Below are 12,865 nucleotides of genomic sequence, written 5' to 3' on the forward strand. Positions count from 1 at the left end.
ATGTATACATATCAGGAACATCTAGACAAGCTTCACTACTACACAACTCCGGAAGGTAAAATGGCCTATTTAGATGAAGGTAAAGGCGAAGTCATCTTATTGCTACACGGTGTACCTACCTCTTCTTGGTTGTACAGAAAGATGATTCCTCTGCTAACGAATTCCGGTTATCGAGTAATTGCTCCGGACATGTTGGGATATGGTGCCAGCGACAAGCCAAATGAGTATGAAGTATATTCTGATGAGCACATGGGACGTCGTTTGCTTTCGTTGATGGACCATCTGAATATTCATGAATGGACACATGTTTTTCATGATGGTGGTGGTTTGTATACCTGGGCAATGCTTCAGCAAGACCCGTCGAAAGTAAAGCAGTTGATCATGCTGAATACTATTGTATATCAAGAAGGTTTTAGGCCTCCTTTAAAGTTTGCTCCCGGTAGATTGGCAAAAGTGTTTGCAAAACAATACAGTACTTCTTTAGGGCAAAAGATCGTGTTGATTCCAACTTTTAAAAATGGGATTGATGACAAATCTGTGATTACCGAAGAGATGCTGGAAGGGTATAGAATTCCTTTCTTATACAACGGGCAGCATGGTTTGTACTATTTCTTTACACAAACCTGTAGAAAGATCACAGATTATCGTCCGCTTCACCAATCGTTAGATATTCCTCTAACAGTTATTTGGGGAAAACACGATACTATGTTGGTGTGGAAACACCTTGAGAAGGAAGTGATGTCTATTTTTAATATACAACCCGAAGATATTCATCTCTTAGATGCCAAGCATTTCATTCAGGAAGAATGTCCGGTAGAAATTGCCGAGATCATTTTAAACAAAATGAAATAAGCCGGGCAAAGCCCGACTTTGTTTTTTACTTTTCTGTAATTATGCGTAGTACTCCTTTTTCTAAAAGTACATCAACAGTTCCATAAGTGTTTTCTTTTGCTTCTTCTTCCAGCTCCAAGGTCAAGGTTTGAGGTTTTACTCCTTTAGAAGAGTTTGAAGATGAAATAGTGCTAAATCCGTCATACATTAAGGCAACCTTTCCTTTGGCTTTCATTTGAATCTTATCATCATAATCAAAAATATAAAGGTCTGTGTACTCTCCTCTAAACTTTAACTCTTCAAACTTCTTATCAAAATTGTAGAAAAAGATCTTGCTGTTATAGTCTTGTACTTTTACTCCTTTGCCAATAAAACCTAACTCTACTTTAGATCCCATAAAATGGCAATGGGTATCTTTTATAGAGCCAAATAAGCTCTTAGAAACATTTTTTAATCCTAAGTTTTGTACAGCAATGCTTTCTACATAAACATTGGCATCTATTACGTTTAAGAATGATTTGCTATTTTCAATTTTTTTAGCTCTTAGCAATCCTTTTGTTAGGTTGATATCTACTTTCTGATACAAATCATCTTCTATGAAAACTTCTGTTTCCATCCCTTTTATTCTTACATAAATGTGCTTAGGAATTTTGATTACAAAGTGGTTCTTCATCAATTGAAGAGTCTTCTTGTCTATGTCTTGTTTTTTTCCATTCTCGTCCAATACTTTTACTCTGTCTAAAAATCCTTTGCCTCCTTTTTTGTATGACTGAACTTCTTTTAGAATAGAGGCTTGTGACTTATGTATATCCTTTTTCTCTCTCTTTTTCTTAATACCAAATTTAAAATCATCTAATACAATTCCATTCTTAGAATTTAGAACATAATGTTCTCTAGACAATTTTGTTTTGCTAAAAACACGCAGCTCCACGATGTCATTTCTAGTCATTGCTGCTATATCAATCTCATCAATGATTTCATTTCTCCTCTTTTTCGGATAGTTTTGAAAATCTGCACTAAATTCTACATGAATTTGATTGTCTAAAGATGTTTCTATAGAGATTGTAGAATTGGTAAGGTCTAGATTAAGCATTGTTTTCTCTGTAGTAGGAAAACTCTTCTTATAGATGTTTTTTTTCTGTGCAGCAACGGCTGTACCAATTAATAAAAATATAACTGTAACCTTAAATAATAATGGTCTCATAATGTTTACTCTTTTTATTCACTTTGATGTGTTCTTGAATGTTTTTTAGAAGGTCTAACCTTCTCTGTAAATTCTTGATTAACTCTTCGAGAATAGGAATGTTGTTGGGCTCTTGAGAAAACTGGATTGAGATCTTATCGTAATCTTCTTTCAAGTCGTCCAATGTTTCTTTATAGTATTTCACTAAATCTTGATCGTTTGTAGTTTTTACAAACGCCTCCCATTCTTGATCGATCTGTTTGAGATAGCTTTTTTCTATCTCGGCAACCTGCTTTTGTAATTCTGTGGGTTGGGTACCCTTATCCATAGAATTTACCAAAACATATCCTAGTGTAAAAATAATGGCAACTGAAGCTGCTACCTTCAAGAAAAACAAATTAGATCTCCTCTTTTTAGGTGCTTGCAACTTTAATTTTTGTGCAAATTCATCTTCATGATTTGCCGGCAACTTCTTTGTAGGAAACTCGTCAGTTTCAAACAATTTTCTGATGTCTTGTTCCATTTTTATAGGATTTAAGTTGTTCTTGCAATAGCATTTTTCCTCTCCTTAACTGGGTTCTCGATGTTTTTACCGGAATCTTTAAGATCTCAGAGATTTCAATATGATCATAACCTTCCATCAAGTAGAGTTTTGTAACCCATTGATATCTGTTGGGAAGTTCTTCAATTGCTTTTTCTACCTGTTCTCTTGTGATTTTACCATCAATATTCCAGTTGTTATCATCGTCCGCAACATGTTCAACGGATTGATCTTCCATAGATATTGTATCGATCTTTTTCTTTTTTAATCGATCCAAACATTGATTGATAATGATCTTCTTTAACCAGGAACCAAAAGCTTTTGCTTCAACATTTTTATGGATGTTCTGAAAGGCTTTTAAAAACCCTTCTTGCATAATGTCTTTAGCCTCTTCTTCATCCTTTATATACCTGTATGCCACAAAGTACATTGCCTCACTATACAGCTTGTATATCTGTAATTGCGATTTTTGATTTCCTCGACGGCAGCCTTGAAGTAGGATTTGAATATTTCCTCCCATTTCTAACAGTTGGTTCTGTTTATAAAAACGTAAGAAAAACAACAGGGTTTCAAATTGAAGTATTTTTTATTGATATTTTACCTTACGCAACACCCGCATGGCTTCTTTATACTTTACGTAGGCAGTCTTGTCTTCAATACTTTTGATATAGTTCTTTATTTTTCTCAATTGCTCTCCTGCATCTGCATAGCCATGTAAAAAGCAGATCAAGTAATTGGTGGGCATGCGCAATACATCTTCATGTTCTAAAACAGAAAGCGGAAGTTCTTTTTCTATTTTGGCCACAATGGCATTGTTGTTTTGGTAGATGTGTTGCACTCGTATCTCATCAAATGTAGGGGGTTCAAAAAGGAATTCGGTAGCGATATCGTGCTTTCCGTTGTCTTTAAAGTTGATGATGGTTTTTTCTAAGGGATATCGTTTTTCCTCTTTATCAATTCCCAACAAAATATACTCTGTGATGATAAATGCCTGATTGTTGTAACTGATCTGTACATCATCTAAATACGAAAAGAACAAACGTACTTGTTCATTGATCAATTCGATATCAACCCGACTGTAAAATTCTTCTCCGTTGATCTCTTTTTTCTCTCCTGCCCAGCACAATACAAACTGCTCGTTAAAAACTTTGTATTGCGGGTTGTACTCAGGTTTGTGATTGTTGAAAAAGTCGAAGACTCCATCCAGCGTTAATTCAATGTTGTTGTTCGCATTCTTTTCAATGGCTTCAACAATGGGTTTGTTGGTGTTTCTAAGTTCAAAGGTTTTAGAGGCCGGCATAGAGTTGCTTCCTCTTCTGTAAAAGATGGTGCCTCTCCTGTATTTCCAAGCGTGTTTGGTAAGTGATGCAATCCTATTGTTGGCATGAATGGTAACCAATCCCACTACTTTGTGCCTTGGCAATCTTGGAAACGGAACGTTCTCATACTCGATCTTAGGCGGATTGTTCAAATAGGCATTGACTAGATTTTGAATCTTACTATCGTCGTAAAAATCGACTCCCAAGATCTTATTTTCTTCATCTTCTATTCCAATTACAATGTAAGAGTTGTTCTCCGGGTTTGAATTGGATAAGGCACAAACGTGTTTTAAGAATTTGGCTTTTCCTTCTTTGCTACCCAATGATAGTTTTAACTTTTTGTCATAAAAACTATTCTCGCCTGTATGGCTGAGTAGGTTTTTAATTAAAAGTCGCTTGTTAATCATTTTACGATAGCATTTTAATTTCCTTTTCTAAGTTTTTACGAGCCTGATCTTCATATAAAACTCGATATTTTTCTGTAAAGTATAACACTTCTCTTCTTAAAAAACTCTCTAGCACTTTTTTTCTCCCGGGGTTGTATAAAAACGAGGGATAAATGCTATACTCTTTTCGAATGTTCTGAATGTACTCTTCATAGACATTCCACGGTTGACCTAAAATAGAAAGATCAAAGTCCAATAAAAAATCGTTGTCTATAGAAGGATTTATGATTTCATGTTTCTTGGTTGAAAGAATCAAGTCATAAACCTTGTCAACTCTTTCCTTTTCTAACTCTGTATTTTCGAGTGTTCTTCTAGCAAATTCTGCACTTTTCTCTTCGTTGTCTTTTTTTGAAGATTTGTAGATAATATCATGGAACCAAATAGCAAAAGAGACAACTTCTGCATCATCAACTTCTGCTTCACATTCTTTTGCTTGCCTTAGCATATGATAGATATGATTCAGGTTATGATAGTGTCTTTTTTTACCTGTATACTTTCTCTTTACTTCTTTCCAAACAGATTCTATATATTGCTCATCATCAGAATATTTCCTTCCGAGTTTTAACCAATCTGTATGCAGTTCTTTCATTAAAATCCTATGTTGACTACTTTCTATTTACTGTTTTTCAAAGCCCTTTCTAAATCTTTATACTGGCTGGGTCTTGGTGCGTTTTTAGTTACAATAGTTCCTTTTTCATCAATAATAAGGTATTGAGGCAAAGAGACTCTTCCTTTCTTTGTATTGGTATAATTATTGGCAAAATGTTTAAAAAATGCCTTATTTGCCAAATGATGATACCCTGCAAGGTCATAGAATTTGATCAGTTCTATCCATTTGTCTTTCACTGAAGCTCTATCTACAGAAATGTATAGTTTTTTATAACCGTTATCTTTTAGAAGCTTGTCTATTTTATGATTCACTTCAAACTCTTTTTTACACGGACCACACCACGTTGCCCACATATCTACATAGAGTTTTTCTCCTTTGAATTTGCTTAATAGATCTTTAAACGTGTTCACTTTCTCATCCTCAATAATATTGACATCATCAGAAAGACCTCTGGCAATTTTATCTTGATACTCTTTAATTTCCTGAATATCTGCTTCTAAATATTTTATATAACTACTCTTTGGATATGTTGTTTTGAAATCATCAAAAATCTTGATCAGACTTTTTTCATGCCTCTTTTGCTTAACGCTGTTGATAATGTAATAGGCAAATATTGGCTCTTTGTATTGTTCTTTTATTTCTGTTTGTATGGTTTGCGCAAATAAGAAATGAATACTGTCTTTGTCGTAATAATCGTCTAATTGATCTCTAGAGTAACTATTATATACATTTCTGCTAACAAAATTCTCACTTACATAAGATTGCCAACTATAAGGGATTAAATCTGGTTTGCTATATGGGTATTGTTCTAGTGTTTTTTCTATGAAAGCAACATAGTCATTTTTTAATGCTTTATTTCGTCTCGATTTGAAATCTGCTACACTCACGGCTGCATTGGCATAATAGAAATCTGCTTCTTTTTGCAAGTACTTGTAAAAACTTTCATCGATCTCTTTTGTTGCCAATAAGGAATCCATTTTAGAGGTTTCTTTACCCTTTAAAACCGCTATCTTTTTTGAAACCAATTCAGGTGTAGAGTCCTTTGTGAATCTATTTAAAAATACAAAGGTCTGTGCCGGAATTCTATCTGCATTATTAAGAATCTCTTGTCCTTTTGCATTGTCTAGAGAAAACTCTTTTGTTTTCTCAGTAAAATGAACTTTGTATTTCTGTCCCGGGAAAACAGCTAGGATTGCTCTGTTATCTCCTGCTTTTATTCTGGCATATTCTGCTGTGTCTATAATTAGCTTTAGTACAAATTCTCCTTGGTCATTTTTCTTGAGCTTGGTTACTTTGTTAGACCATAAATCTATTCCTTGTTCTGATCTGTATATTTCTACGTCTTCAATAGTTTCTCCTGCCGTAGTAATAATAATTTCTGTTTCTTGATAGCTATCTTGTTTTTTACAAGAAACGATCGTGATAAGCAGTAAGAGTAGTAAGGTGATTCTTTTCATTTTCATTTTTTTGTGATTTTATGATTTCGAGTTTATGGTACTTTATGTCCTTGATACGCTACCAACATCGTAAACCAGTCTTCTAGGTCTACATCTATCTCAGTAGCTTTTACAGCATTGGCAATTCGTTCTTGATTGGTTGTTCCAATGACCGGGTGAATTTTTGCCGGATGCTTTAAAATCCATGCTAGTAACAATTGATCTTCTGTGGCATTGTATTTCTCTGTCAGTTCTTCCAACACTTTTTTGACTCGGAAGTTGGCGTCTGTTTCTTCTTTAAAAACCGACCCTAGAGGGCTCCAACACATAGGAGTGATCTCATGCAGCGTCATATGATCCAAAGAACCATTGTGCATAGCACTATGTTGCGTTAAGGAAAATTCTATTTGATTTGCCTGCACTTTTACTTTGGATTGGATTAAATCTACCTGAGAAGGTGTAAAGTTAGAAACTCCAAAATCTAAAATCTTTCCATCTTCTTTTAGGTGATGTATGGCCTCTGCAATTTCATCGGCTTGCATCAACGGGCTTGGCCTGTGCAATAACAATAGATCTAAATAATCTGTTTGTAGGTCTGACAAGGATTTTTCTACACTCCAAATGATGTATTCTTTGGAATAATCGTAGTGCTTGATCTTATTGTCTCTTGTCTTTCCGATGTATTGTATTCCGCATTTTGAGATCAATTGCAGTTGTTCTCTTTCAATTCCGCTTTGCGAAAATGCTTTTCCAAATTCAGATTCAGTAGTATAGTCTCCGTAAATATCAGCATGATCAAATGTGGTGATTCCCGCTTCTAAGGTCAAGTGCATTTGATCGATCATCTGCTGGGTATTCATTTGCTTTCCCCAAGCTCCCCACGACATGCATCCTGCTATAACTCTTGAATACCTACTCATCCTTATTGGTTTTTATTGACTAGTGTTGCCGTAGCTTGCGCTGTGGGAAACACAACCAGGTCTTCTATGTTTACATGGTATGGCCTTGAGATTACAAAGTGAATGATGTCTGCAATGTCTTCTGCTTGTAGTGCTTTGTATCCTTGGTATACTGTTTTGGCTCTTTCTGTATCGCCTTTGAAACGTACATCTGAAAATTCGGTTTCTACCAATCCGGGATGAATGGCACTAACACGAATGTTGTATTGATTCAGATCGATGCGCATTCCCTTGTTAATGGCGTTTACAGCAAACTTTGAGGCACAGTATACATTTCCGTTAGGGTATACTTCTTTTCCTGCTGTAGATCCAATATTGACAATAAACCCATTGTTTCTTTCGATCATTTGAGGAATAATGGCTTTAGACATGTACAACAATCCTTTTACATTGATATCCATCATGGCATCCCAATCATCTAAACTTCCATCTTGAATAGGATCTAGTCCGTGAGCATTTCCTGCATTGTTGATCAGTACATCGATTTGCTGAAATTCTTTAGGGAGGTTTTTAACAGCCGCAAAAACATCTTCTCTACTCCTTACATCAAATTGTAGCGTTGTAAGCTCTGTGAGTTTCCCTAGGTCTTCTTCGAGTTGTTTTAGCCTTTCTTCTCGTCTTCCGCATAGAATTAATCGGAAGTTGTTCTTGGCTAATAATTCGGCTGTAGCTTTCCCAATACCTGAGGTGGCTCCTGTAATTAATACAGTTGAATTCATGGGTGTGGTTTTGCCATTAAAGATAGCTGATTTTGCTTACATCTCATATTAAGATTCAGTGAATTTAGAGCAAGAAAAAACCGCTCTACCTCTAGAGCGGTTCCCTTTCAATTGGTTATTGAGAATAACCAACCAAAAATCAACTAACCAAACTTTATTTTTAGATAAACATCTTTTACTTGATGCTTCTTCTTTCTTTTACTTTTCTTATAATCTTAGTACGTTTTCTACCGTTATTCCTTACAGATGTCTTTGCTTTTTCACCATTTTTTAAGAATTGAATGAATCCTCTTCCTGTAAATCCGTAAGTTGTTTGTGAACTTAGGTGAAATAACTCTACTTTTTGATCATTAACAACGCTTAATTCGAACTCTTCTATATCTCCGCCATCATAATTAAGTGTTAAAATTTTCAGGTTGCTGTTTCCTTGAACGTCAAAGACCTCGTAACTCCCTGTAAAATCCCACATTATACCACCAATATTCGTGCCAAATTCATCGTGAGAAGAGTAAAAAGTTGTATTGTTTTCAGGCGTAAATTGCAGATAATGTTCATCATCAAAAGCATTTGCAGTTCCTGAAGCACTTATGTCTGTTCTTTCCCAAGCATCGTACTCTTGCAAGAAATATTCAATATTGTCATAGAACAATCTATCGTAATCAAAATGACTTCTTTGATATCCTACCAAAATGTAGCTTACATTGTGAAATCCGTTGTAGATTTCGATCTCATTTGACGATAATTGGGTTACTATAAAATCGTTTCTTCCGTCTACATCGTGAAAGGTTTCTAACCTTGTTCCGAATGTATTATAATCTCCTACAACAATTCCTAATCCGTTTCCTGTAAAACCAATTCCAGCAATATTGTTGTTAGCATATAGGTTTCCATTAAAGAATGATAACGTAAATGCTCGGGTAACAAAAGGAATTTCTCCTGTTCCGGTTGTTCTGTGTATATCTACATACCACAGATCGTAGCTTGACATCAATTCATTTAATGTAATTGAGTCATCAACTACATCTTCAATAAATACAGAGCATGAACTAAAAAGTGCTCCGGTAAATAATGTAACTAATAGTAATTTTATGGCTCTCATACGCTTTGGGTTTTTGGTTATGTTTATGGAAAACCAAATTGCGTGCCAAAAAACAAAAGCACTTCATTTCGAAGTGCTTTTGTTTTGATTATCAACAGATTAATTATGGATAAAAATCTGTTTTTGTTTGTTTCATTTTTGTGACTTTATAGAATCTTTGCTTCCCTTTGTATGTGTAAGCAATTACTGCTTCGTTCTCTTTTAGCTCAAAAGGAATCTTCTTTGTTTGTTCCGGTAATTTGTTGTTGATCTCTTTCGTAGGGTCTTTATCTAAGATCAAATCCCCTTTTTCATTTCTTGATTTAGAGGTGTTGATCTGTCCAATCAAATAACTCTTACCTTCCTTTTTGGAAATCGTTATTGTTCCTTCTTTTTTAGCAAAATAGATCTTATCAAATGTAATATCATTTGCTTTCGTCTCATACGAAATGATCACTCTAATTCCGCTTACTCCTTGCTGACCTCCAAACCAATAATTGTATGTGGCTCCGCTTATTGTAAAAGGTGGGTTCTTTTCAATTTTAGCAGATTTACAGGTCATCAGTCCTATGAACATGAATAAATAGATTGCTGTTTTCATATGTTTTTTGGGTTTGTAAGTTTGGTTCCAAGAGTTATGCCAAAATACAAAAAAAGAGCGCAACCCTTGGGTTGCGCTCTTTATATATTTATGAACTTATCTTCTAGTTGTTCAATGCTTCTGCTCCTCCTACGATCTCTAAGATCTCGTTGGTAATAGCTGCCTGACGTGCTTTGTTGTAAGTTAATAACAACTCGTCTCTTAACTCTGTTGCGTTGTCTGTTGCTTTGTGCATTGCAGTCATACGAGCTCCGTGCTCTGCCGCAAAACTATCTCTAACAGCCTTGAACAATTGAGTTTTTAAAGACTTAGGAATCAATTCTAGAACGATCTCTTCTTTTGTTGGTTCAAAAATGTAATCCATATTGGTGTTTGCATCTCCTTCTACCGGTTTGATCGGTAAGAATTGCTCTACCTGAGGAATTTGAGTTGCTGCATTTTTGAATCTGTTGTAGATGATTTCTATCTTATCGTAAGATCCATCAACATATAAATCCATTAATTTCTGAGCAACTTCTGCTACATTTTCAAAGGTAAGATCATCAAAAATGTCGTTTCTGTTTTCGATAACAGTGTGACTTTTCGATAAGATATCGTTTCCTTTTTTTCCTATTGTTAGTAATTCTACTTCAACTCCTTGATAATTGTTTTCGATGTTTTGGATGGTTTCTTTAATTACAGAAGAATTAAATCCACCACACAAACCTCTGTTTGAGGTTACAACAACGATCAACGCTTTAGAAACTTCTCTTTGTTTAGAGTAAGCTCCTCCTGCATCGCTATCAAGAGTTGCACTTAAACTTTGTAACAGTTCTGTCAATTTAGATGAATAAGGGCGCATTGCAGTAATTGCATCTTGAGCCTTCTTCAACTTTGCAGCAGATACCATTTTCATGGCACTGGTAATCTGCATGGTAGAACCAATTGAAGTAATTCTGTTACGTATTTCTTTTAAATTCGCCATTGAAATGGGTCTTTAATTAATTAAGCATATTTAGAAGAGATCTCTGAAGCAGCGCTTTCTAATGTAGCAATTGCATCATCAGTAAGCTTTCCAGATTTTAAAGTATCTAAAACACCTCTGTGTTTTGCATTTAAATACTCGATATAATCTCTTTCAAATTCTTTTACTTTTTCTACCGGTACGTCTTTTAATAAATTCTTAGAACCTGCGTAGATGATTGCAATCTGATCTTCTACTGTAAATGGATCGTTTTGAGATTGCTTTAAGATTTCCACGTTACGCTTTCCTTTTTCAATTACGTTCATGGTAGCAGCATCAAGGTCAGATCCAAACTTAGCGAATGCTTCTAATTCACGGTATTGTGCTTGGTCTAATTTTAATGTTCCTGATACTTTCTTCATAGACTTGATCTGGGCAGAACCTCCTACACGAGATACAGAGATACCTACGTTAATCGCAGGACGAACCCCTGAGTTAAATAAGTCAGACTCTAAGAAGATCTGTCCGTCTGTAATCGAAATTACGTTTGTTGGAATATAAGCAGAAACGTCTCCCGCTTGTGTTTCAATAATTGGAAGGGCTGTTAAAGATCCTCCTCCTTTTACTTTTCCTTTTAATGAATCTGGAACGTCATTCATTTGAGCAGCAATAGCATCATCATTGATCACTTTTGCAGCACGCTCTAATAATCTAGAGTGTAAATAGAATACGTCTCCTGGATATGCCTCACGTCCTGGAGGTCTTCTTAACAATAACGATACCTCACGGTAAGCTACTGCTTGTTTTGATAAATCATCATAGATAATTAATGCTGGTCTACCTGTATCACGGAAGTACTCTCCGATCGCAGCTCCTGCGAATGGAGCATATACTTGCATTGGTGCAGGGTCAGAAGCGTTTGCTGCTACGATAGTAGTATACGCTAAAGCTCCTCTTTCTTCTAACATGTTAGCAATTGCTGCTACTGTAGAAGCTTTTTGACCGATAGCTACGTAAATACAGTAAACTGGCTCACCTGCATCGTAAAATTCTTTTTGATTTAAGATGGTATCTAACGCAACTGTAGATTTACCTGTTTGACGGTCTCCAATGATCAACTCACGTTGTCCTCTACCGATTGGGATCATTGCATCAACTGCCTTGATTCCTGTTTGTAACGGCTCAGTTACAGGCTCACGATAAATTACCCCTGGAGCTTTACGCTCTAATGGCATTTCGAAAGTTTCTCCTTCGATTGGACCTTTACCATCAATTGGAGTTCCTAAGGTATCAACTACACGCCCTACAATTCCTTCTCCAGCTCTTAAAGAAGCAATTCTTTCAGTACGCTTTACAGTAGATCCTTCTTTGATAGAAGTAGAAGCCCCTAATAATACCACACCGGCATTATCTTCTTCTAAGTTCAATACGATTCCTTCTAATCCGTTATCAAATTCTACTAATTCTCCGTATTGTACGTTTGATAAACCATACACACGAGCAATACCGTCTCCTACTTGTAAAACAGTACCTACCTCATTTAACGTAGCTTTCGCTTCGAAATTTGTTAATTGTTGCTTTAAAATTGCTGATACTTCAGCGGGTTTAATTGCTGCCATCTTTTCTAATTTGATGTATAATTAAATTTTTGGAATGAAATCGCTGTGATCAAATTCCTTTCTTAATTCATTTAAATAATTGGAGATACTAGCATCGTATTGCACGTCTCCTACACGTAAGATAAATCCTCCTAAAATATCTGGATTTACAATATTTTCTAAACTTGCCTTGTTTCCTGTAATTTCAACAATCTTAGCCATTACTTGCTTTTCAATTTCTGCAGTTAATGGTACAGCTGTGGTTACTTTGGCAATATCAATGCTTTTTAGGTGATCGAAAATAATGGTGTATTGTTTTGCAACCGACTCTAAAAGGCTTAAACGCTTATTTTCTTCTAATAAAAGGAACAAACCTGTTGAGATGTTTGTTACTTTCCCTTCGAAAAGCGCTTTTAATACGTTTTTTTTATCTTCTGCTTTAATTACAGGGCTCTTTAACATTACATCCAAGTCACTGTTTTCAGCAATGGTAGATGCAACCAAGATCATATCATTGTTAACATCAGATTCTTTTCCAGAATCTTTTGCTAAGTTTAAAATAGCCTTTGCGTAACGTAATGCAGCTCTAGTGTTTCTCATA

General features: G+C 35.5%; 14 protein-coding genes. 1 reads left to right on the plus strand and 13 read right to left on the minus strand.

Annotation, left to right across the window (positions count from 1 at the left end):
- On the plus strand, nucleotides 1-852 hold the full coding sequence (locus ACFSRZ_RS05930; RefSeq protein WP_379665612.1) for an alpha/beta fold hydrolase: 852 nt from the start codon (nucleotides 1-3) through the stop codon (nucleotides 850-852).
- A 25-nt stretch (nucleotides 853-877) separates the two neighbouring features.
- Here ACFSRZ_RS05930 and ACFSRZ_RS05935 read toward each other — a convergent pair whose 3' ends face one another.
- The 13 genes from ACFSRZ_RS05935 to atpH all read right to left on the minus strand — a co-directional run bounded on the left by ACFSRZ_RS05935 (nucleotide 878) and on the right by atpH (nucleotide 12,864).
- On the minus strand, nucleotides 878-2,035 hold the full coding sequence (locus tag ACFSRZ_RS05935) for a hypothetical protein (RefSeq protein WP_379665613.1): 1,158 nt from the start codon (nucleotides 2,033-2,035) through the stop codon (nucleotides 878-880).
- Nucleotides 2,016-2,537 carry a hypothetical protein gene (locus ACFSRZ_RS05940; protein ID WP_379665614.1) on the minus strand — a complete coding sequence of 174 codons (522 nt, stop codon included), beginning with the start codon at nucleotides 2,535-2,537 and terminating at the stop codon, nucleotides 2,016-2,018. The genes ACFSRZ_RS05935 and ACFSRZ_RS05940 overlap by 20 nt, the downstream gene beginning before the upstream one ends.
- On the minus strand, nucleotides 2,509-3,075 hold the full coding sequence (locus ACFSRZ_RS05945; RefSeq protein ID WP_379665615.1) for an RNA polymerase sigma factor: 567 nt from the start codon (nucleotides 3,073-3,075) through the stop codon (nucleotides 2,509-2,511). Before ACFSRZ_RS05945 ends, ACFSRZ_RS05940 begins: the two co-directional genes overlap by 29 nt.
- 66 nt (nucleotides 3,076-3,141) lie before the next feature.
- Entirely contained in the window at nucleotides 3,142-4,281 is a 1,140-nt protein-coding gene (locus ACFSRZ_RS05950) for an ATP-binding protein (protein WP_379665616.1), read from the minus strand.
- Nucleotide 4,282: 1 nt separating this feature from the next.
- On the minus strand, nucleotides 4,283-4,909 hold the full coding sequence (locus tag ACFSRZ_RS05955; RefSeq protein ID WP_379665617.1) for an HD domain-containing protein: 627 nt from the start codon (nucleotides 4,907-4,909) through the stop codon (nucleotides 4,283-4,285).
- Nucleotides 4,910-4,932: 23 nt separating this feature from the next.
- Nucleotides 4,933-6,387, minus strand: a complete 1,455-nt coding sequence (locus ACFSRZ_RS05960) for a TlpA family protein disulfide reductase (protein ID WP_379665618.1) — start codon at nucleotides 6,385-6,387, stop codon at nucleotides 4,933-4,935.
- 32 nt (nucleotides 6,388-6,419) lie between these two features.
- Nucleotides 6,420-7,286 (minus strand): aldo/keto reductase, encoded by an 867-nt coding sequence (locus ACFSRZ_RS05965; RefSeq protein ID WP_379665619.1) that lies wholly within the window; start codon nucleotides 7,284-7,286, stop codon nucleotides 6,420-6,422.
- 2 nt (nucleotides 7,287-7,288) lie between these two features.
- The gene (locus tag ACFSRZ_RS05970) at nucleotides 7,289-8,044 is read right to left on the minus strand and encodes an SDR family NAD(P)-dependent oxidoreductase (protein ID WP_379665620.1); all 756 of its coding nucleotides are present in this window, start codon (nucleotides 8,042-8,044) and stop codon (nucleotides 7,289-7,291) included.
- Nucleotides 8,045-8,219: 175 nt separating this feature from the next.
- The gene (locus ACFSRZ_RS05975; RefSeq protein WP_379665621.1) at nucleotides 8,220-9,143 is read right to left on the minus strand and encodes a hypothetical protein; all 924 of its coding nucleotides are present in this window, start codon (nucleotides 9,141-9,143) and stop codon (nucleotides 8,220-8,222) included.
- Nucleotides 9,144-9,246: 103 nt separating this feature from the next.
- A complete protein-coding gene (locus ACFSRZ_RS05980) occupies nucleotides 9,247-9,723 on the minus strand; it encodes a hypothetical protein (protein WP_379665622.1) in 477 nt (158 codons plus the stop codon).
- 103 nt (nucleotides 9,724-9,826) lie between these two features.
- A complete protein-coding gene (atpG, locus tag ACFSRZ_RS05985) occupies nucleotides 9,827-10,687 on the minus strand; it encodes an ATP synthase F1 subunit gamma (protein ID WP_379665623.1) in 861 nt (286 codons plus the stop codon).
- A 20-nt stretch (nucleotides 10,688-10,707) separates the two neighbouring features.
- A complete protein-coding gene (gene atpA, locus ACFSRZ_RS05990; protein WP_379665624.1) occupies nucleotides 10,708-12,285 on the minus strand; it encodes a F0F1 ATP synthase subunit alpha in 1,578 nt (525 codons plus the stop codon).
- Between the two features lie 21 nt (nucleotides 12,286-12,306).
- Nucleotides 12,307-12,864: an ATP synthase F1 subunit delta gene (gene atpH, locus ACFSRZ_RS05995; protein ID WP_379665625.1), complete on the minus strand. Its 558-nt coding sequence runs from the start codon at nucleotides 12,862-12,864 to the stop codon at nucleotides 12,307-12,309.
- Nucleotide 12,865 lies beyond the last annotated feature (1 nt).

It is taken from the genome of Pseudotenacibaculum haliotis (assembly GCF_042684245.1).
Taxonomy (GTDB): Bacteria; Bacteroidota; Bacteroidia; order Flavobacteriales; family Flavobacteriaceae; genus Polaribacter; species Polaribacter haliotis_A.

What these genes read in the sequence shown, in the direction of transcription:
- ACFSRZ_RS05930 (WP_379665612.1), top strand. Translation starts at nt 1, where the DNA reads ATGTATACATATCAGGAACATCTAGACAAGCTTCACTACTACACAACT.
- ACFSRZ_RS05935 (WP_379665613.1), bottom strand. Translation starts at nt 2,035, where the DNA reads ATGAGACCATTATTATTTAAGGTTACAGTTATATTTTTATTAATTGGT.
- ACFSRZ_RS05980 (WP_379665622.1), bottom strand. Translation starts at nt 9,723, where the DNA reads ATGAAAACAGCAATCTATTTATTCATGTTCATAGGACTGATGACCTGT.
- ACFSRZ_RS05975 (WP_379665621.1), bottom strand. Translation starts at nt 9,143, where the DNA reads ATGAGAGCCATAAAATTACTATTAGTTACATTATTTACCGGAGCACTT.
- atpH (WP_379665625.1), bottom strand. Translation starts at nt 12,864, where the DNA reads ATGAGAAACACTAGAGCTGCATTACGTTACGCAAAGGCTATTTTAAAC.
- ACFSRZ_RS05945 (WP_379665615.1), bottom strand. Translation starts at nt 3,075, where the DNA reads ATGGGAGGAAATATTCAAATCCTACTTCAAGGCTGCCGTCGAGGAAAT.
- ACFSRZ_RS05960 (WP_379665618.1), bottom strand. Translation starts at nt 6,387, where the DNA reads ATGAAAAGAATCACCTTACTACTCTTACTGCTTATCACGATCGTTTCT.
- ACFSRZ_RS05955 (WP_379665617.1), bottom strand. Translation starts at nt 4,909, where the DNA reads ATGAAAGAACTGCATACAGATTGGTTAAAACTCGGAAGGAAATATTCT.
- ACFSRZ_RS05950 (WP_379665616.1), bottom strand. Translation starts at nt 4,281, where the DNA reads ATGATTAACAAGCGACTTTTAATTAAAAACCTACTCAGCCATACAGGC.
- ACFSRZ_RS05965 (WP_379665619.1), bottom strand. Translation starts at nt 7,286, where the DNA reads ATGAGTAGGTATTCAAGAGTTATAGCAGGATGCATGTCGTGGGGAGCT.
- ACFSRZ_RS05940 (WP_379665614.1), bottom strand. Translation starts at nt 2,537, where the DNA reads ATGGAACAAGACATCAGAAAATTGTTTGAAACTGACGAGTTTCCTACA.
- atpA (WP_379665624.1), bottom strand. Translation starts at nt 12,285, where the DNA reads ATGGCAGCAATTAAACCCGCTGAAGTATCAGCAATTTTAAAGCAACAA.
- atpG (WP_379665623.1), bottom strand. Translation starts at nt 10,687, where the DNA reads ATGGCGAATTTAAAAGAAATACGTAACAGAATTACTTCAATTGGTTCT.
- ACFSRZ_RS05970 (WP_379665620.1), bottom strand. Translation starts at nt 8,044, where the DNA reads ATGAATTCAACTGTATTAATTACAGGAGCCACCTCAGGTATTGGGAAA.